Below are 19,022 nucleotides of genomic sequence, written 5' to 3'. Positions count from 1 at the left end.
TGCAGTTCAGCGCCGCTCAGGTTGCTGCCCCAAGGGGGTAAGGGGATAGAGGTGTAAGGGGGGTAATTGCAGCCGAGAAGGCTTCCAGCATCGGCTGTATTGCCTGGCGTTTCAATTTCAACGCTGCCTGATTGATGATCAGCCGGGATGAGATCGGCATTATTTCTTCGACAGCCTTGAGATTATTCGCCTTAAGCGTATTACCGCTGGAAACCAGATCCACGATTGCATCCGCTAACCCTACCAGGGGAGCAAGCTCCATTGACCCATAGAGCTTGATGAGATCGACGTGCATCCCTTTTTCCGCGAAGTGTTCACGCGCCGTCTGTAGATATTTCGTCGCCACTCGTACCCGCGCACCCCGCCGGACTGCGGACTCATAGTCAAAATCGCTGCGTACAGCCACCATCATGCGACAGCGTGCGATGTTCAAATCGAGAGGCTGGTAAAGGCCCGCGCCGCCATGCTCCAGCAGCACATCCTTTCCTGCAATGCCCATGTCCGCCGCCCCATACTGCACATAGGTTGGTACATCCGAAGCACGCACGATGATCAGTCGCACATCATCGCGATTGGTGGCAAGGATCAGCTTGCGTGATGTTTCGGGGTCATCCAACGGGACAATTCCCGCGGCTTTTAGCAGGGGTGCGGTATCGTCAAAAATCCGTCCCTTGGAAAGGGCGATGGTGATACTCATCATGAAGAATTCGCAAAGGCTGCATTTTACCGCAAAAGTCATCGAGTCGGTTTGCCCGACAATTCAAGGACGAACGACAACCTCTGGATTTCAGCAGCAGGCTCCGGGAAATGACCCTGGCAAGTCAGGGAAATGACGTCAGCAAGCCAGGACTTCCGGAATTGCTGGACAGGATGAGATGCGGATGAGGTGCCAGCGCACTCGCCAAGACTCGACTCAAGATAACTTGCTCACAATTTCTTCACAAAACCACAACATTTATCTCACATATTCATAACGTATACTTCACATGTGCTTCACAAGAGAATCACATGTGCTTCACAGGAGCATCACATATTGTTCACAAGAGCATCACATATAGTTCACAAGATTCACATTTCGTGAGGTTCATTGGAAACAAGTACAAAATTCAACGTCAATCCAACAAGAAAGCGAACTAATAAATGTCAGTACTACCGGAAGTAAGTAGCAGAATTGTATCAAGGGGAAGGAAGAAGTATCTGAGCCTTTGTCTGTTTCTCGGTGCCGCCTTTATGTCATCCAACGCACTGGCACTTGCGCAAACAGAAGACGAGCTCAGGAAGAAACTGGAACTGCTGGAGGCGAGAATCGCTGAGCTGGAAGGACGGCTGGAGAATCAGGAAGCTCAGGACGTGCGCGGCAAGGGGCACCATGGGGGTGTGAATCTGAAGAGGGCGCCGTCCTCTGGCGTGGCGTATCCAGCCTTTGCGCAAACCGGGGACGAGCCCAGGAAATCCGAAGTCAAGGAGATCAAAGAAGCCAGCGTGACTCATATGAAGGGGCATGCAGAAGGCGGATGGCAAGCTGCTCCTGACAAGGATCATGGCTTCGACAAGGAGAAGTTTCACGGTGGCGTGACCTTGAAGCAGGACTCGTTCTTTGGTTTCCAGACCATACTCGATGCGGGTTATGAAGTCGCCGACAACATCGACTTCACTTTCTATAGCTGGCTCTGGACAAGTCCCAACTTCGGCCGCAGCCGGGTGGTTGCCGGCCCCAACGGCATGCAGGTGGACGCGGGTGGTAACGGGTTGTGGACTGAAGTCGGGATGGGTCTGAATTTTCGCCTTTTCAATGACACATTGAGCATCAATCCGCAGTTCGGTATTCTCAACGGCGCGTTGCTTTCCAGCCGGATCGTCGGCAGAGGCATTCGCGCCGCCGAAGGCGTGGTACCGAGCATCACCTTCAACTATGACAACGGATTCTTTACCGGGCAGGCGTATCTTGCTTACTATGCCGCTATTCGTGATGAGCGCGCCAGGGATTTCATTCATAACTGGGTCAATGTCGGTGTAAAGCCAGCGCTGTTCAATTTCAAAAATGTCCCGATCAATTCTGTCGGTATTCACTGGGAGCACTTGCGATTTCACGTAGACCGGATTGAAGGCAGTCCCGGTACGCTCTACAACTGGATCGGACCCTATGTCGAGTTCGCGCTACCCATGCACCTCGCCCTGCGCTTCGCCGCTGGCGCTGATCTCAAGGGCGATGTATCCAATGAGTTCTATCAGGCCAGCATCAAGATGCATTTTTAAGGTCGAAGATACTATTGAATCCAATGGTCACTTCAGGCATAAAAATGAAGCAGAAGCTGGAGCATATGACAAGCTCGGAATTGCGAGCCTTGATAGCGGAACTGAGGCCAATGGAGGTTTGCGATCTGGTGGAGCGTGAACATCAGGTGTTGGCTGCGCGGCAGATACTCGAATCCTTGTCGGAACGACTGCGGCGTGCCAAAACGGAAGCAGGAGCAGTTCACCGGCAGTTATGCAACTGGCGCCTGTCTCACCCGTTTCGCACGCGGCTGCATTATTGGAGATGGATGCCTTCCCGGTTTCTCGCGGAGTGCGAGTCGAGCAAATCCGCATTGGAGACGGAAGTGCTGCAGCTGACCGAGCGTGTCTGCCTTGCTGCCGAACATGTCAAAAAAATAGAACGTGAGGTGGAGGCGCGGATTCAGTTGGAACAGGCGCCCGTAAGGGAACGCATTGCCGATCTGGAATACCTGTGGCAGGAGAGGGTTGCCCTGGAACAGATGGAGCGGAAGCAAACACAGGGACAGGGGCCGGGCAGCAATCTGTCGCCATTCATGGTGTATAAGCTCAGGCGCGAGATGAAGGCACAGGACCTTCGTGTTGTGGAGACTAGTCGCACTCTGGCCGGCTCGTCCCACAACACCGGTACAGTGACTGAGCCCAGAGAGTTCTGGAAGGTGATCAGCAGGATAGGCAGATGGGCAAGGGATAGACAACGGAAAGACAAGTAAAAGAGAATCCTCCAGAAGTTGCCATTCGCTTGAGCTTACCCATCACTTCGGGGCAGTGGTTCCTTAACTTAAATATGTATCGCCCGTTTATCCACTGCCAGTGCGGCCTCGTGCACCACTTCTGACAGGGAAGGGTGCGCGTGGACGATGCGCGCGATATCTTCACTGCTGGCCGCGAATTCCATTGCAACCACAGCCTCGGCGATCAGCTCGGAGACGTAGGGACCGATCATATGGATACCTAGAATACGATCAGTACCTGCATCCGCGAGCACTTTGACAAATCCGCCGGTTTCTCCCAGTGCACGTGCACGTCCGTTTGCCATGAAGGGGAATTGTCCGGCTTTATATTCCACGCCGGTCGCTTTCAACTCCTGTTCGGTCTTGCCGACCCATGCGATTTCCGGGGAGGTATAGATAACCCAGGGGATTGTGTCGAGATTCACATGCCCTGCCTGTCCCGCAATCATTTCTGCAACCGCCACACCTTCTTCGGACGCTTTATGCGCCAGCATGGGACCACGCACCACATCTCCCACGGCATACATATCAGGCAGATTGGTGCGACAGTGGGAATCCACCTCGATATATCCCCGCTCATCCAACTTTAATCCCACGTTTTCTGCGCCCAGTCCGGTAGTGTTAGGCACACGCCCGATGGCAACAATCAGTTTATCCACCTCGAGTTTTTGCGAGTTTCCATCGGCATCGGAATACTCCACGGTAATGTTATCCTGTCCCGGGATAATGCCGCTTATTTTGACGCCGGTATTTATAGCCAGGCCCAGCTCCCGGGTGAAGATTTTTCGCGCTTCCTTCGCCACCTGTTCGTCCGCGCTCATCAGAAATCCGGGCAATGCTTCGAGAACGGTGACCTCTGCGCCCAGCCTGCGCCATACACTTCCCATTTCGAGGCCGATGACGCCTCCGCCGATCACTCCCAGCCGTTTCGGCGTTTCGGCCAGCGCCAGCGCCCCTGCATTGTCCAGTATCCGTTCATTGTCCACAGGGGCGGAGGCCAATTGACGAGGCACTGAGCCCGTGGCGATGATGACGTGCTCGGCCCCGATAGTCTCCACCTTGTCTCCATTCCTGATTTCAATCTGCCAGAGTTCGCGGTCGGCTTCGTCATCCTTGCCGCGTTTGCGCAGCGTTGCGCGCCCATGCAGGGATGCGACCTTGTTCTTCTTCAGCATCATGGCAACGCCGCCGGTGAAGTTTGCTACGATCTTGTCCTTGCGACCTATCATCGTCGGAATGTCCACCGACAGACCCTCAACTTTGATCCCATGGGTAGAGAACTTGCGGGCGGCGCGCTCGTAATTTTCCGAGGATTCCAGCAACGCCTTCGAGGGGATGCAGCCAACATTCAGACAGGTTCCGCCGAGACTGGGTTTGTCCTGCGGGTTTTTCCATTCGTCGATACAAACAGTTTTAAGGCCCAGTTGCGCACAACGAATTGCCGCCACATAACCACCCGGACCGGCGCCGATTACAGCCACATCAAAAGATTGAGACATATTTTCTCTTTATTGTTCAAGCAAGGAATGCAAAAGGAATGCAAAATGGAAAGATGCAAGCCGCGCAGGCATGTGTCCGCGCAGTCTCAGCTCTCAAGCAGGGGGCTCATGGGATATTCGAGCGCTTCCTTCATCGCTACCAGGGAAAGCACAGCTTCCCGCCCGTCTATGATGCGATGATCATAGGATAGCGCCAGATAGCACATCGGACGAATCACGATTTGGCCGTTTTCGACCACCGGGCGCTCCTTGGTTGCGTGAATGCCAAGAATGGCGCTCTGCGGGGGATTGATGATAGGGGTGGAAAGCATCGAACCGAAGACGCCGCCGTTGGTGATCGAGAAAGTGCCCGCGGTTAATTCCTCGATGGTCAGTTTGCCGTCCTGCGCGCGACGGCCAAAATCGGCGACCTGCCTTTCAATTTCCGCCTGGGACAAGGAATCCGCGTTGCGAATGATGGGCACGACCAACCCGCGCGCACTGCTCACTGCAATGCCGATATCATAGTATTCGTGATAGACGATATCGTTGCCGTCCACTGAAGCGTTGACGATGGGAAATTTTTTGAGCGCCGCCACCACCGCTTTGACAAAGAATGATGTGAGACCAAGTTTGACGCCGTGCTCTTTTTCGAATTTGTCCTTGTAGCGGGCGCGCAAATCCATGATCGCCTGCATGTTGACTTCGTTGAATGTGGTAAGGATGGCGGCGGTGGATTGCGACTGTACCAGACGCTCTGCAATGCGGGCACGCAACCGCGACATCGGCACTCTTTTCTCGCTGCGTTTCCCTTCAGCCTTGTCTTCAGCCATTCGCGGTGCAGGCTCAGGGGCGCGTGAAACGGGTGGGGCAGGTGGAGTTGCCGGAGCTTGCGGAACCGCAGGAGAAGGCGAGGGGGCGATATTGGCTGTCGAGTGTTTCTGTTCTACATAAGCTGCCACGTCTTCCTTGGTGATGCGACCATCGCGACCGCTACCTTTGAGTGTGCGAATTTCTTCCGGCGTCAGATTTTCCTGTGCGGCCAGTTTTTGCGCGGCAGGCATTATCCCCGGAGCTTCTGCAGCAGTTGTGGAAGCCGGGGCAGTTGCGGAAGGCGGAGCAGCTTCTGCCCCTTTTTTGACCGGCCTGGCTTCGGTGGCAGAACGCGTTGCTTCGGATTCGGTTGCTTTGGATCCGGTTGCTGCGGTTGAAGCTGACGGGGTGTTGCCCTCTACCGCCCCTGCTTCGGTGTCTATTGTGGCGATGACTTCGCCGGCAGTCACCGTTGCTCCGTCTTCCTTGATGATTTTCGCCAGTATTCCGGCGGCGGGGGCTGGCAACTCCATCACGACTTTATCGGTTTCGAGGTCAATCAGATTTTCGTCACGCTCAACACGTTCACCTTCTTTTTTATGCCAGGAAAGGAGCGTCGCCTCAGCCACTGATTCGGATAACGCAGGAACTTTGATATCGACGCGCATATTCTTCCTCTGTCTCCAGGTTTTCAGATTTTTTCTCGAAATGCAGCCACGACCAATGCATTCTGTTGCTCGTTGTGTTTCACCAGATAGCCCGCGGCCGGCGATGCCGACGAAGGGCGCAGGGCATCCCCGAGAACCTGATCCCGGCGCTTGTGACGCAGCAGGTAGTGCTGGATGCGATGCCACGCACCTTGATTGCGGGGTTCTTCCTGGCACCAGAGAATGTCTCGGGCGTGCGGATAGCGCTCGACCTCGGTCTGGAAATCATCATGGGGAAACGGATACAGTTGTTCGATGCGGATAATGGCGACATCCTCGATCTTGTTCTTGTGCCGATGTGCCGCCAGATCGAAGTAAACCTTTCCGCTGCAGGCGATCAGCCGCCGCACCTTCTTCGGATCGAACTCTTCCGCGTCGGGAATGATGTTCCGGAAGCCGCCATTGACCAGGTCTTCCAGACTGGATACAGACTCCTTATGGCGTAAAAGGCTTTTCGGGCTCATGATGACGAGGGGCTTGCGCAGCGGCCGCACCATCTGGCGGCGCAGCAGGTGAAACATTTGGGCGGGCGTGGTTGGAACGCATACCTGCATGTTGTATTGTGCACACAGTTGCAGGTACCGTTCCAGCCGGGCAGAGGAGTGTTCAGGCCCCTGGCCTTCGTAGCCGTGGGGGAGCATCATCACCAGTCCGCACAAGCGGCCCCATTTGGCCTGCCCCGATGCGATGAACTGGTCGATCACCACCTGAGCGCCATTCGCGAAATCACCAAATTGCGCTTCCCACATCACCAATTCATCGGGTGCGGCTGTGGCATAGCCGTATTCGAAGGCAAGGACTGCTTCTTCGGACAATACAGAGTCGATTATCACGAAATCCGGCTGGTCCGGTCTGATGTGGCGTAATGGAATATATGTCCCCTCACTCCACCTTTCACGGTTCTGGTCGTGCAGGACCGCATGACGATGAAAGAACGTACCACGTCCCGAATCCTGCCCGGAAATGCGGATTGGATATCCGTCATTCAACAGGGCAGCATAAGCAAGATTTTCAGCCATGCCCCAATCCAGCGGCAGTTTTCCTTCTCCCATCAGGCGGCGATCGGAGATGATTTTTTCCACGCGCGAATGTAACTTGAATTTCGACGGGATATCGGTGAGTCGCTCTGCCAGCTTGCGAAGTTCGGCCAGAGGCAAGCCGGTGGGTACTTTTGCATCCCAGGCGGTTTCTTTCAGAAACGGCGTCCAGTCCACCAAGTTGGGGGATTTATAGCCGTAGACAATGGTCTTGTTGGGGTTGCGTCCCGCGTCCATGTCATCCCGATATGCTTTTACCATGTGATCTGCCGTGCCGGCATCGATCACGTCTTCCGCTTCCAGTTTGTCTGCATAAAGCTTGCGCGTACCGGGATGCTGGCCGATGATCTTGTACATCAGCGGCTGGGTGACCATAGGCTCATCCTGCTCGTTGTGGCCGAGCGTGCGGTAGCAGACCATGTCCACGATCACATCCTTGTGAAACTGCATGCGGAAATCGAGCGCGATTTCGGTCACCATGACGACCGCTTCCGGATCATCCCCGTTCACATGGAAAATCGGCGCTTCGATCATCTTCGATACGTCGGTGCAATAAAGCGTGGAGCGGGCATCGCGGGGATCGGAGGTCGTGAAACCGATCTGATTGTTGATAATGACATGCACCGTGCCCCCGGTGCCATAGCCGCGCGTCTGCGACAGGTTCAGTGTTTCCATTACCACGCCCTGAGCGGAGTACGCGGCGTCGCCGTGCAGCAGCACGGGCAGCACCAGATCACCATCCCTGTCCTGCAAGCGGTGCTGGCGCGCACGCACCGACCCCTGAACGACCGGGTCCACGATTTCAAGATGAGAGGGATTGAAGGCCAGAGAGAGGCCCATGATGCCACCCGGTGTGAAAACCGCAGAGGAAAAGCCCTGGTGGTATTTGACGTCGCCTTCGGTCAGATCCTGGGCATGCTTGCCTTCAAATTCCTGGAACAGGTCGGCCGGCAGCTTGCCGAGCGTATTGACCAGTACATTGAGACGGCCTCGGTGCGCCATCCCGATCACCAGTTGCTGTACGCCCATGTGGCCTGCGCGCTGGAGCAGATTGTCCAGCAGCGGAATCATGCTCTCACCCCCTTCGCCGGAAAATCGCTTCTGCCCCACATACCGTGTATGCAGATATTTTTCCAGGCCTTCCGCCGCGGTGAGCCGTTCCAGAATGTGCCGTTTATATTCCGGTTCGAAATCGGGTTGCGCACGGGGACCCTCGATGCGGTTCTGTATCCAGCGTTTTTGCTCGGTATCGGTGATATACATATACTCGACGCCGATTTTGCCGCAGTAGGTTTGCCGCAGCGTCTGCAGGATTTCCCTGAGTGAAGCGCGAGGTGGACCGAACAACGAGCCGGTTCCGAATACCCTGTTCATGTCAGCTTCGGTCAGGCCGTAATAGCCCGGATCGAGTTCGGGAACATGCGGCTTATCGTAATGCTTGAGAGGGTCGAGATCGGCGTGGCGCACACCGAGGAAGCGATATGCATTTATCATTTGCAGCACGGCTATCTGCTTGCGCTCGGTGGCCAGCAGGCGTTCTTCCCGCATCGTTTCGACGCCTTGGGCAACGGCAGCGGGTTGAGCAGCGCGTTTGCCCGGTTCGACCGGGACCTCCCCCCCTTGAAGCGTGTCAAAGTATTCACGCCATTCGGCAGAAACCGATAAGGGTTCCTGCAGATATGCTGCGTAAAGCCCCTCCACGAAGGACGAATTTGATCCGAATAGTGGAGAATCGTCGTGCAACTGCTTCAGCATGGCCAAAGGTCTCTTCGTCTGGCAATCTGTCTACAAGCGTGAGGCGATGGGAATCACCTCGCGCGTTTTGGCGCCTGTATAGAGCTGGCGCGGACGGCCGATCTTGTACTCAGGGTCTGAAATCATTTCGCTCCACTGGGCGATCCAGCCCACGGTACGAGCCATGGTGAATATCGCGGTGAACATGGAGACGGGAATACCCAGTGCCCGCTGCACGATGCCCGAGTAGAAATCGACATTGGGGTAAAGCTTTTTGGTAACGAAGAATTCGTCTTCGAGAGCGATCTTCTCCAGCTTGAGCGCAAGCTTGAATAAAGGGTCATCGCGCAAACCTAGTTCACTCAGCACTTCGTGACAGGTTTCGCGCATCAGCGTGGCGCGCGGATCGAAGTTCTTGTATACCCGGTGGCCGAATCCCATCAGCCTGAAAGGATCGTCCGGGTCTTTGGCGCGGGCGATGTATTCACCAATGCGCGACTCATCACCGATCTCTTCCAGCATGTTCAGACACGCTTCATTCGCCCCGCCATGCGCCGGTCCCCACAGACAGGCGATGCCGGCGGAAATGCATGCAAACGGATTGGCGCCGGTCGAACCGGCAAGGCGCACCGTTGAGGTGGAAGCATTTTGCTCATGGTCGGCATGCAGGATCAGGATACGGTCAAGCGCCCGCGCGAGCACAGGGTTCGATCGATAGTCCTCCGCGGGAGTGGCAAACATCATATGCATGAAGTTTTCCGCATAACTGAGGTTGTTGCGCGGATACATGAAAGGCTGGCCGATGTTGTATTTGTAGGCCATTGCAGTAATGGTTGGCAGTTTTGCAACCAGCCGGAAGGCCGACAGCTCACGATGTGCCGCGTCGGAAATGTCCATTGCGTCATGATAAAACGCGGACAATGCGCCCACCACACCTACCATGACCGCCATGGGATGTGCGTCCCGCCTGAAGCCGGTATAAAAGCGCGCCAGTTGCTCGTGCACCATCGTGTGTTCCTTGATGGTTTTGTCGAATGACGCCTTCTGGGCGATATTCGGCAGTTCCCCATTCATCAGCAGGTAGCATACTTCCATGAAATCGCACTGCTTCGCCAACTGTTCGATAGGGTAGCCACGGTAGAGCAGAATCCCCTCGTCGCCATCGATAAAAGTTATGCTCGAACTGCAGCTTGCCGTGGACATGAAGCCTGGATCGTAGGTAAATACGCGGCCTCTCTTGTAAAGCGTGCGAATGTCCACGACATCAGGTCCCAGGGTGCCGGGCAGGATTGGCAATTCGAGTGGCGGATTACCGTCACCCAGGTCAAGGGTTGCGTTACGTTTGTGTTCCATGTCGTTTCCCACTGTTTTCCGTTATCTGATTTGCCCAGGAGATTCCTTGCTAAATCGATTGCAGCAGATGCAATACCGGTTGCAGACCTGCCTTTCCTTCGTCTTCATCCTTCTGCACTATCATATGCCACAAGTCGGTATCCGGGAAATCCAGCAGTGTTTCAAACTGCCGGATGCCTGCTTCGTCGAGCGTGGCATAATGCTTGTCCATAAAGCGTTGCAGCACGATGTCCAGTTCCAGCAGTCCGCGCCGACACCGCCAGCGGGCGCGCTCGCGTTCTTTCATTGCTTTCAGATGGTTCTTTTGGTCATCATGGTCTTGATCCGCCCGATCGCTTCCATCGGGTTCAAGCCTTTCGGACATACATCCGTGCAGTTCATGATGGAGTGGCAGCGGAAAAGGCGGTACGGGTCTTCCAGATAATCCAGCCGCTCGGCGGTTGCCTGATCGCGGCTGTCCGCCAGAAAGCGATACGCTTGCAGCAGGCCGGCCGGTCCCACGTATTTATCGGGATTCCACCAGAAAGAGGGACATGCGGTAGAGCAGCACGCACACAGAATGCATTCGTATAGTCCATCCAGTTCCGCCCTTTCCTCGGGAGCCTGGAGCCTTTCGGTTTCCGGCGGGGGGTCTTCATTGATGAGGTAGGGCTTGATCGAGTGATACTGCTTGAAGAACTGGGTCATGTCGACGATCAGGTCGCGTATTACCGGTAACCCCGGCAGCGGGCGCAATTCCACCGGTTCTTTCAGGCCTTTCACCGGGGTGATGCACGCCAGTCCGTTACGGCCGTTGATGTTCATCGCATCCGAACCGCATACGCCTTCCCGGCAGGAACGTCGCAGACTCAGGCTGTCGTCCACGGTTTTTATCCGTATCAACGCATCCAGCAGCATCCTGTCCGCCGGTTCCAGCGCGATCTCGTAGTCCTGCATATAAGGCTTTTCGTCCTTGTCGGGATCGAAGCGGTAGATCGAGAATTTCATGATTTGATTCCGATTTAGCCCGAAGCAATATGTGCTTCTAACAGGTTCGTGTTACTAATAAGTTCGTGCCTTGGGTGGAAAGGACTCGACCGTCAGCGGTTTCAATCGAACCGGCTTGTAATCGAGCCGCCGGTCTTCGCTGAAATACAATGTGTGTTTCAACCACTTGTCGTCATCGCGATGGGGGAAGTCATCCCTCGCATGGGCGCCCCGGCTTTCCGTACGGGCTTGAGCCGAAACCATCGTCGCTACGGCGACTTCGACCAGATTATCGAGTTCCAGCGCCTCCACCCGCGCGGTATTGAACACTCGGCTTTTATCCCTGATCTCGGTGTTTCTGGCGCGCTGCGCCACTTCCGAGATTTTATCCACCCCTTGCTTGAGCAAATCCGCAAAACGGAATACACCGCAATGCGTCTGCATGGTTTTGCGCAGCATGTCCCCTACCTGCGACACGTTCTCGCCATCCTTTTGGGAATCCAGCCGTGCCAGTCGCCCGAGTGCTTTGTCCGCTGCGTCTCCGGGTAAATGTTTATGGTGGGAATTCCTTTTCAAGTCTTCGATGATCTGGTTGCCCGCAGCACGACCGAATACGAGTATATCGAGCAGTGAATTGGTTCCAAGGCGATTGGCTCCGTGCACGGATACGCACGCGCATTCCCCCACGGCATAGAATCCCTGTACGACTTCCTCGGGTCCCGTTTTGTAGGGCGCTACTACCTGACCGTGAAAATTGGTCGGAATTCCCCCCATCATGTAGTGCGCGGTGGGCACTACCGGAATGGGCTCACGGACCGGGTCGGCGTGAGCAAACTTTATGGCAATTTCACGTATGCCAGGCAGTCGCGCCTTGATGACGTCCGCACCCAGATGATCCAGCTTTAGCAGCAGATGATCAGCATCCCTGCCGCATCCGTGCCCTTCCTTGATTTCCGTCGTCATTGCGCGCGAGACAACGTCGCGGCTGGCAAGGTCTTTCGCATGCGGGGCATAGCGCTCCATGAAACGTTCCCCGTCCTTATTGAGCAGGTAGCCGCCTTCCCCGCGCACCGCCTCGCTGATAAGGATTCCTGCGCCGTATACTCCCGTCGGGTGAAACTGCCAGAATTCCATGTCCTGTAACGGCACGCCCGCGCGGGCGGCCATCGCCAGACCGTCGCCGGTATTGATGAAAGCATTTGTGCTGGCACTGAATATCCGTGCTCCCCCGCCGGTTGCAAACAGTGTCGCTCTCGCCTGCAGGATCATGACCTCGCCGGTTTCGATATCGAGTGCGGAGACGCCTAACACATCCCCATGCTCATCACGAATAAGATCAAGTGCCATCCATTCGACAAAAAACTGGGTATTTGCCCGCACGTTGCGCTGATAGAGCGTGTGCAGCATGGCATGGCCAGTGCGGTCAGCAACGGCGCATGAACGCGTTGCCTGTGCGCCCCCGAAATTCTGCGACTGCCCCCCGAAAGGACGCTGGTAAATTTTTCCGTTTTCCAGCCGGTCGAAGGGCATGCCGTAATGTTCGAGTTCATATACCACTTCCCCTGCCTGGCGGCACATGAATTCGATCGCATCCTGGTCGCCGAGATAATCGGAACCTTTGACCGTGTCGTACATATGCCAGTGCCAGTTGTCTTCAGTGACGTTTCCGAGCGCTGCGGCGATGCCGCCCTGGGCGGCAACCGTATGGGAGCGGGTGGGGAAAACCTTGGACAGTACGGCTACCTTGAGCCCCGCTTCCGACAATTGCAGTGCTGCGCGCATTCCGCCGCCGCCTGCGCCAACGATGACCGCATCGAATTTTCGCCGTGCTATTGTCACGCTATCCTTCACCTATCCAGAGAATTTCCACGGACCAGATGGCATAAGACAGCAGTGACAGTATGACCAGTATTTCCAGAATGAAGCGAATACCAGCAGCATGAACGTAATCCATCAGGATGTTGCGCATTCCGATCCAGGCATGCCAGAACAGGCTCAGAAGAAACAGGAAGGATGCTACCCGCATCCACTGGTTATCGAACAGCGTCTTGAAGGACGTATAGTCCTGGGGGGGGGAAACCAGCAGCACTCCTGCCAGCATCAGGGTATAGATGGCCATTACCGCGGCGGTGACGCGTTGCGCCAGCCAGTCGCGAAGACCATAATGTGCGCCGGTTACCACCCGCACTGGACGTTTTGCCATATCTTTACCATATCACAGCGCCGGTCAACAGGGTGAGAACGATTCCCGCTCCCACAACCACTTTACTGCTCAGCCGCGCCTGTTCAAGTTTTGCGCCGTAATGCAGGTCCAGCGCAAGATAACGGATTCCAGCGCAGAAATGATGCACGAAGAACCAGAGCACCAGTATCAGTCCGAGCTTTGCCACTGGATTGTTCAGGAAGGATTGAAACTGGGTGTAGCCTTCCGGGGAACCCAACGCCGTGTCGAGACCGCAAAGGACGAGAGGAATACCGGGAAAGAACAGCAGCGCTCCGCTGATGCGGTGCAGGATCGATATCACTGCGGGCAGGGGCTGCCGGATTTTCAGCAGATCAAGATATCTGGGGCGCTTTTTTGGCAATTTCGATCCCGCTGCTGTCGCCGTTGTTATTGTTACTGGAAGGTGATCAAGTTGAGGCTGCGATTAAGTTTAGACCGTTATTGCAGGGGATACAACCATGCGAGTCATCAAGGAGCATACTGCGTTTTCCGCTTTCCGGCCCGGCGGAAGATGCTTCGAATGCTGAACGAAATTGACAAACTGAAATTGACAACCCATGGGGAATGTTTTTATAGTCCCGGTTTCTTTGCTCCTGTTCAATGTGCTCAATGCACCTGGAGCAGATTGTGGGGTCGATTCCCGAGTATTGTCCGCCGAACTTATCCATCTGAGAGGTGCGATTCATTTTTCCGCTCCTCTGTCTGTCCGGCTTGTTACAGCCTGAAGGACGCAATGGAAAATTACTACCCGGTAGTATGTCTACAGGAGCATAAGAAAAAATGAAAACTCCCATTCGTGTCGCCATAACTGGCGCCGCCGGCCAGATAGCTTATAGCCTGTTGTTTCGTATCGCGGCTGGCGACATGCTTGGCGAGGATCAGCCTGTCATTCTGCAATTGCTGGATATTCCTCAATCGTTGCCTTCCCTGAAAGGCGTTGTCATGGAACTGGACGACTGTGCCTTTCCATTACTTGCGGGCGTCATAGCTACCGACGATCCCAAAACGGCTTTTCGCGACACAAATATCGCCATTCTGGTTGGCGCCCGCCCGCGCACCAAGGGTATGGAACGCAAGGATCTGCTGGAGGCAAACGGTACGATATTCCGTGCGCAGGGGAGGGCGCTCGACGAGATTGCCCGGCGCGATGTGAAAGTCCTGGTGGTGGGGAATCCTGCCAATACCAATGCCTATATCACGATGAAAAATGCGCCGAGCCTGAAGCCGGCCAATTTCTCGTCGATGATGCGGCTGGACCACAACCGCGCGCTGTTCCAGCTTGCTGCCAAGGTCGGACAGCCGGTTTCCAGCGTGAGAAAGATGATCGTATGGGGCAATCACTCCTCAGCCCAGTATCCCGATTTGAGTCATGCCGAGGTTGGCGGCCATAATGCCGCCGACCTCGTGAATGACATGGCATGGGTGGAAAACGATTTCATTCCTGTAATACAGAAGCGTGGCATGGAGGTGATCGAGGCGCGCGGTTCTTCGAGTGCGGCCAGCGCGGCGAACGCTGCACTCTGCCACATGCGCGACTGGATTTCCGGCACTCCTGAAGGTGACTGGGTGTCCATGGGCATTCCTTCGGATGGAAGCTACGGCATTCCGGAAGGGGTTATCTATGGTTATCCGGTGACCTGTCAGGGCGGCGAGTACAAGATCGTGCCCGACCTGGAAATAAGCGATTTCAGCAGGATTAAGATGCAGGCGAGCTACCGGGAATTAATGGGAGAGCGCGAGTCGATAAAGCATCTGCTTGGATAAGGTCGCATTCTCGTCTTCGTTTCTCCCCCTTTCATGCCCGCTTCTGCCGGTTCCCGTTTTCGCGCGGCGCTTGATGCGGAAAAGCCTCTCCAGATCGCGGGCTGCATCAATGCATATGCCGCTCGCATGGCGGAGCGTAGCGGCTTCAGGGCGCTGTATCTCTCGGGTGGGGGGGTGGCTGCGGCATCCCTCGGAGTACCCGATCTTGCCATTTCCACCATTGACGATGTGCTGGTCGATGTACGACGTATCACCGACATCACGGATCTGCCGTTGCTGGTGGACGCGGATACCGGTTTTGGCGGCGCTCTCAATATCGGCCGTACTGTGAAATCATTGATAAAAGCCGGGGCAGGCGCGCTCCATATCGAAGATCAGGTGCAGGTCAAGCGTTGCGGTCACCTTCCAGGCAAGGCTGTGGTCAGTGAAATGGAGATGGTGGAACGGATTGGCGCCGCAGTGGATGCAAGAACCGACCCCGCTTTCGTCATCATGGCGCGTACCGATGCACTCGCGGTGGAAGGGTTGCAAGCTGCCATTGACCGGGCCTGTGCTTATGTGGAAGCGGGCGCGGACATGATCTTCCCCGAGGCCGTGATTGACCTGGAAACCTATCGGCAGTTCGCGGCAGCGGTGAAGGTTCCCATCCTGGCCAACATCACGGAATTTGGCGCAACCCCCCTTTATACAGTCGAGGAATTGGCCGGGGTAGATGTTTCCCTGGTGCTTTATCCACTTTCCGCATTTCGCGCCATGAGTGCCGCTGCGTTGAATGTATACCGAACAATACGCGGGGAAGGCTCGCAAAAAAGCGCGCTTCCGAGCATGCAGACGCGTGCCGAGTTGTATGAATTTCTCGACTACCATGCCTATGACGAGAAACTGAACCTTCTGTTCAGGCCCGAAAAACCGGAAGAACCTGACAATGAATAAACCTGACAATGAATAAACCTGACAATGAATAAACCTGATGGAAGTACTGTGAGCACTGCGCCGAAGGCGAAGAAGTCTGTCGTGTTGTCCGGTGTGCTGGCCGGCAATACGGCCATTTGCAGCGTAGGGCGAACAGGGAACGACCTGCACTATCGCGGTTATGACATTCTGGATATCGCGGAAAGCAGCGAATTTGAAGAAATTGCCTACCTACTGGTGTACGAAAAGTTGCCGACGGTGGCTGAGCTCGCTGCCTACAAGGAGAAACTGGAAAAGCTGCGCGATCTGCCGGCCAGGATAAAAACCTTGCTGGAGATGATACCGGCAAGCGCTCATCCCATGGATGTGTTGCGAACCGGGGTTTCCGCGCTGGGTACGGTGCTGCCGGAAGCAGAGATACACACTCTGGAGGGTGTCCGGGATATCGCAGACCGCCTGCTGGCCTCGATGGGTTCCATGCTGCTGTACTGGTACCACTATTCGCATCACAACCGTCGCATCGAACTGGAATCAGATGTCGATTCCATCGGCGGCCATTTTTTACACCTGCTGCACGGCAAGCCACCTCCCGAATCCTGGGTAAAGGCAATGCATACCTCCCTGATCCTGTATGCCGAGCATGAGTTCAATGCATCCACCTTTACCGCCCGGGTAATTGCAGGGACGGAATCGGATTTCTATTCCTCCATAACCGGTGCTATCGGCGCTCTGCGGGGGCGCAAACACGGGGGCGCGAATGAGGCCGCGTTTGATATCCAGACACGTTACAGCAACCCGGATGAGGCCGAGGCGGATATCCGTCGCCGAGTGGAGAACAAGGAGATCATCAGGGGTTTCGGCCATCCCGTATATACCACTGGCGATCCGCGTAACCGGGTAATCCGCGATGTGGCAAGAAAACTGTCGGCCGAGGCAGGAGACATGCCAATGTTCGACATAGCCGAGCGGTTGGAAACGGTGATGTGGGGCATCAAGAAAATGTTCCCCAACCTGGACTGGTACTCCGCCGTGGGTTATCACATGATGGGTATTCCCACTGCCATGTTCACGCCGCTGTTCGCAATTGCCCGCACCAGCGGCTGGGCAGCGCACATCATCGAGCAGCGGATAGATGGAAAGATTATCCGCCCTTCGGCGAATTACATCGGACCGGAAGAGCGGGAGTTTGTGCCGATTGCCTTACGCACCTAAGCACGATTGGGCGGAGTAGGTAATCCAGGAAAAAGTTAGTTTCCATTTTTAATTCCTCATGCGCGGCGCTTCCATTAGATGGATAGCATGGGTTGTCGTAATTACTAAAAATATGAATCGCATAGACCTAGAAGCAGGTTAGGAAGATGCATTTGCCATTATCAAAAAAATGCCTGTAGACAGAAGTATTTGGAAAGAACCTCTGAAGAATAATTACGTGCCGAACTGGCACTGCCCAGCTTGCAGTGGTGGGTACCTTAAGCAGAAGCCGGACTCTTTGCATTTCTTGGAGACGCGCGAGTCACGGGAAGCGCATGATCATGAGGCATGGAGCCTGACTGGAGTCGATATCGCTTTACGATGCTATTGGTATGCAATAACGAGCATTGTAGGGAACCAGTAGCAGTAATGGGGGAACGTAGAACCGAAATCTTCCAGACATCATTTAACGGTGATTATATCGAAGTGGAGTATTTCTATCCGACATATGTAAGTCCATCTCCACCTCTTATTATTATTGCTGATGTCTACCCTGAATTAGTTATTGAAGAGTTACGGCTCTCCTTTGCTTCCTCTTGGAGTGACTTTTCATCAGCTGGCAACCACATAAGGGCGGCGGTTGAACGCTTGCTTGATTATCTTAAGGAGCCAAGATACTGAAGGAAATCTGGGAAGCAGGTGCGTTTAACGTTGCACAGTCGTATTAAAGAATTGGCAAACCGTAATAAAGAGCTAAGTGATTCGCTCCTGGCCATCAAATGGCTTGGAAACCAGGGAAGTCACTCAGACAAGTTGACACGAGATGATATTTTTGACGCTCTCGATATCCTTGACTTCATCCTAAACGATCTCTTCATTTGCCCTCAGATGAAGATAAAGAAGCTCGTAACCAAAATTAATAAGGCCAAAGGGCCTGTGAAGAAACGAAGTATGGTCCCTTAATTTTCCATTCCAAGATTAAAAACACTGGCTTTTGAAAGTGGGTCACCTATTAGGTGTTAATCCCGCTGTGAGGGTATAGAGTATTGCCAGATACAGAGGGAGGATTTATGGGACAAATATCACATGGCTGTGCCACAGGACAGAGGCGATGCGTCGAGCGATACAACATAGTCAAGAGAGCCTGATGGTCTGGCCCCCGCTACCGATCAATTCGAAGACGGTAGCGAATTAGCGAGGTATTCCACTACATCATAACGAGAAAATTTTTCACTCATAATCTAATTTCTCCAATCCTTTGCAACCACCCTTAACTGCGAATTCCGCCAGAGTTTGATAGTTCAATGCTGTGGTCGATGCTGTTGTAGTCACCGCGCCAAGCCCATTGAATCCAGTGCCTATAGCTCCGGGAGAATTTCGCGAAAACGCTAAGATGGCAAAAAAACTGGTGTCGGGTCGGCTCATGTCTAAAGCGGTCATTCACAGCGTTATATGTATCATCTGTCGTTTGACCAACGCGCAAGGGTGCGATCAACTTAACCAATATACTCAAATACTCAACAAAAAATGACAACCATCGCATGCTGGTTCAACAAAGAGAATTCACATACTTCTGTTTGGGTTTGTGGCGATAGCAAGATAACGACCGCTACCAAAACCACTCTGTCCGAATCTAGCCCAAAGATATTCTCTGTACCAGTTCATTGTTATGCTCCCGGGCCGCAGGGATTCTTCAATTCGACAATATTAAATACAACTGTCGGCGTTGCCTATGCGGGATGAACCGCCCCGGGTTTTGTAGAGGCTCCAACATCTGAGAGAATGGAGCTATGAAGAAACAGAACAAGTTTTCCCCCGAGGTACGTGAGCGCGCT

Annotated in this window: 17 protein-coding genes; 7 read left to right on the top strand and 10 right to left on the bottom strand. The window is 54.4% G+C overall.

All coding sequences use genetic code 11. The annotated features are described in order from the left end of the window. Positions 1-16: 16 nt before the first annotated feature. Positions 17-700: an ATP phosphoribosyltransferase gene (gene hisG / locus C8R21_RS13685; protein WP_107763220.1), complete on the bottom strand. Its 684-nt coding sequence runs from the start codon at positions 698-700 to the stop codon at positions 17-19. Between the two features lie 530 nt (positions 701-1,230). Between hisG and C8R21_RS13680 the strand changes: the two genes are divergently transcribed. Together C8R21_RS13680 and C8R21_RS13675 are read left to right on the top strand one after the other, a co-directional pair. Further along, positions 1,231-2,256 carry a DUF6733 family protein gene (locus C8R21_RS13680; protein ID WP_258192423.1) on the top strand — a complete coding sequence of 342 codons (1,026 nt, stop codon included), beginning with the start codon at positions 1,231-1,233 and terminating at the stop codon, positions 2,254-2,256. Positions 2,257-2,300: 44 nt separating this feature from the next. Continuing rightward, positions 2,301-2,987: a hypothetical protein gene (locus tag C8R21_RS13675; RefSeq protein ID WP_107763207.1), complete on the top strand. Its 687-nt coding sequence runs from the start codon at positions 2,301-2,303 to the stop codon at positions 2,985-2,987. A 68-nt stretch (positions 2,988-3,055) separates the two neighbouring features. Here C8R21_RS13675 and lpdA read toward each other — a convergent pair whose 3' ends face one another. From lpdA to sdhC, 9 genes are all read right to left on the bottom strand, one after another. Continuing rightward, positions 3,056-4,507 carry a dihydrolipoyl dehydrogenase gene (gene lpdA, locus C8R21_RS13670; protein ID WP_107763206.1) on the bottom strand — a complete coding sequence of 484 codons (1,452 nt, stop codon included), beginning with the start codon at positions 4,505-4,507 and terminating at the stop codon, positions 3,056-3,058. Between the two features lie 86 nt (positions 4,508-4,593). After that, the gene (gene odhB / locus C8R21_RS13665; protein WP_107763205.1) at positions 4,594-5,967 is read right to left on the bottom strand and encodes a 2-oxoglutarate dehydrogenase complex dihydrolipoyllysine-residue succinyltransferase; all 1,374 of its coding nucleotides are present in this window, start codon (positions 5,965-5,967) and stop codon (positions 4,594-4,596) included. A gap of 23 nt (positions 5,968-5,990) precedes the next feature. After that, positions 5,991-8,798 carry a 2-oxoglutarate dehydrogenase E1 component gene (locus tag C8R21_RS13660; protein WP_107763204.1) on the bottom strand — a complete coding sequence of 936 codons (2,808 nt, stop codon included), beginning with the start codon at positions 8,796-8,798 and terminating at the stop codon, positions 5,991-5,993. A gap of 30 nt (positions 8,799-8,828) precedes the next feature. After that, positions 8,829-10,130 carry a citrate synthase gene (gene gltA / locus C8R21_RS13655; protein ID WP_107763203.1) on the bottom strand — a complete coding sequence of 434 codons (1,302 nt, stop codon included), beginning with the start codon at positions 10,128-10,130 and terminating at the stop codon, positions 8,829-8,831. 49 nt (positions 10,131-10,179) lie between these two features. After that, on the bottom strand, positions 10,180-10,416 hold the full coding sequence (locus tag C8R21_RS13650; protein WP_107763202.1) for a succinate dehydrogenase assembly factor 2: 237 nt from the start codon (positions 10,414-10,416) through the stop codon (positions 10,180-10,182). A gap of 5 nt (positions 10,417-10,421) precedes the next feature. Then, entirely contained in the window at positions 10,422-11,117 is a 696-nt protein-coding gene (locus tag C8R21_RS13645) for a succinate dehydrogenase iron-sulfur subunit (protein ID WP_107763201.1), read from the bottom strand. 54 nt (positions 11,118-11,171) lie between these two features. After that, the gene (gene sdhA / locus C8R21_RS13640; RefSeq protein ID WP_107763200.1) at positions 11,172-12,935 is read right to left on the bottom strand and encodes a succinate dehydrogenase flavoprotein subunit; all 1,764 of its coding nucleotides are present in this window, start codon (positions 12,933-12,935) and stop codon (positions 11,172-11,174) included. Position 12,936: 1 nt separating this feature from the next. Beyond that, a complete protein-coding gene (gene sdhD / locus C8R21_RS13635) occupies positions 12,937-13,299 on the bottom strand; it encodes a succinate dehydrogenase, hydrophobic membrane anchor protein (protein ID WP_107763199.1) in 363 nt (120 codons plus the stop codon). 4 nt (positions 13,300-13,303) lie between these two features. After that, entirely contained in the window at positions 13,304-13,681 is a 378-nt protein-coding gene (gene sdhC / locus C8R21_RS13630) for a succinate dehydrogenase, cytochrome b556 subunit (RefSeq protein WP_107763198.1), read from the bottom strand. Between the two features lie 419 nt (positions 13,682-14,100). On the opposite strand from sdhC, the gene C8R21_RS13625 reads away from it, so the two are divergent. The 5 genes from C8R21_RS13625 to C8R21_RS16720 all read left to right on the top strand — a co-directional run bounded on the left by C8R21_RS13625 (position 14,101) and on the right by C8R21_RS16720 (position 18,150). Then, the gene (locus tag C8R21_RS13625; RefSeq protein WP_107763197.1) at positions 14,101-15,084 is read left to right on the top strand and encodes a malate dehydrogenase; all 984 of its coding nucleotides are present in this window, start codon (positions 14,101-14,103) and stop codon (positions 15,082-15,084) included. Positions 15,085-15,117: 33 nt separating this feature from the next. Next, positions 15,118-16,017 (top strand): methylisocitrate lyase, encoded by a 900-nt coding sequence (prpB, locus tag C8R21_RS13620; RefSeq protein ID WP_107763196.1) that lies wholly within the window; start codon positions 15,118-15,120, stop codon positions 16,015-16,017. Between the two features lie 24 nt (positions 16,018-16,041). Then, positions 16,042-17,208 carry a bifunctional 2-methylcitrate synthase/citrate synthase gene (gene prpC / locus C8R21_RS13615; protein WP_107763195.1) on the top strand — a complete coding sequence of 389 codons (1,167 nt, stop codon included), beginning with the start codon at positions 16,042-16,044 and terminating at the stop codon, positions 17,206-17,208. Positions 17,209-17,616: 408 nt separating this feature from the next. Next, positions 17,617-17,868 (top strand): hypothetical protein, encoded by a 252-nt coding sequence (locus C8R21_RS15705; RefSeq protein WP_146162502.1) that lies wholly within the window; start codon positions 17,617-17,619, stop codon positions 17,866-17,868. Between the two features lie 18 nt (positions 17,869-17,886). Next, complete coding sequence (locus C8R21_RS16720; protein WP_107763194.1) at positions 17,887-18,150, top strand: DUF4145 domain-containing protein; 264 nt, start codon at positions 17,887-17,889, stop codon at positions 18,148-18,150. Positions 18,151-19,022: the final 872 nt, after the last annotated feature.

Source organism: Nitrosospira multiformis, from assembly GCF_003050865.1.
Taxonomy (GTDB): Bacteria; Pseudomonadota; Gammaproteobacteria; order Burkholderiales; family Nitrosomonadaceae; genus Nitrosospira; species Nitrosospira multiformis_E.
Note: the sequence above shows the minus strand (reverse complement) of the source record. Positions and strands in the feature narration are given on the sequence as shown.

Excerpts from the sequence above, each read along its gene's own strand:
- hisG (WP_107763220.1), bottom strand. The coding sequence starts at position 700 with ATGATGAGTATCACCATCGCCCTTTCCAAGGGACGGATTTTTGACGAT.
- C8R21_RS13680 (WP_258192423.1), top strand. The coding sequence starts at position 1,231 with ATGTCATCCAACGCACTGGCACTTGCGCAAACAGAAGACGAGCTCAGG.
- C8R21_RS13675 (WP_107763207.1), top strand. The coding sequence starts at position 2,301 with ATGAAGCAGAAGCTGGAGCATATGACAAGCTCGGAATTGCGAGCCTTG.
- lpdA (WP_107763206.1), bottom strand. The coding sequence starts at position 4,507 with ATGTCTCAATCTTTTGATGTGGCTGTAATCGGCGCCGGTCCGGGTGGT.
- odhB (WP_107763205.1), bottom strand. The coding sequence starts at position 5,967 with ATGCGCGTCGATATCAAAGTTCCTGCGTTATCCGAATCAGTGGCTGAG.
- C8R21_RS13660 (WP_107763204.1), bottom strand. The coding sequence starts at position 8,798 with ATGCTGAAGCAGTTGCACGACGATTCTCCACTATTCGGATCAAATTCG.
- gltA (WP_107763203.1), bottom strand. The coding sequence starts at position 10,130 with ATGGAACACAAACGTAACGCAACCCTTGACCTGGGTGACGGTAATCCG.
- C8R21_RS13650 (WP_107763202.1), bottom strand. The coding sequence starts at position 10,416 with ATGAAAGAACGCGAGCGCGCCCGCTGGCGGTGTCGGCGCGGACTGCTG.
- C8R21_RS13645 (WP_107763201.1), bottom strand. The coding sequence starts at position 11,117 with ATGAAATTCTCGATCTACCGCTTCGATCCCGACAAGGACGAAAAGCCT.
- sdhD (WP_107763199.1), bottom strand. The coding sequence starts at position 13,299 with ATGGCAAAACGTCCAGTGCGGGTGGTAACCGGCGCACATTATGGTCTT.
- C8R21_RS13625 (WP_107763197.1), top strand. The coding sequence starts at position 14,101 with ATGAAAACTCCCATTCGTGTCGCCATAACTGGCGCCGCCGGCCAGATA.
- prpB (WP_107763196.1), top strand. The coding sequence starts at position 15,118 with ATGCCCGCTTCTGCCGGTTCCCGTTTTCGCGCGGCGCTTGATGCGGAA.
- prpC (WP_107763195.1), top strand. The coding sequence starts at position 16,042 with ATGAATAAACCTGATGGAAGTACTGTGAGCACTGCGCCGAAGGCGAAG.
- C8R21_RS15705 (WP_146162502.1), top strand. The coding sequence starts at position 17,617 with ATGGGGGAACGTAGAACCGAAATCTTCCAGACATCATTTAACGGTGAT.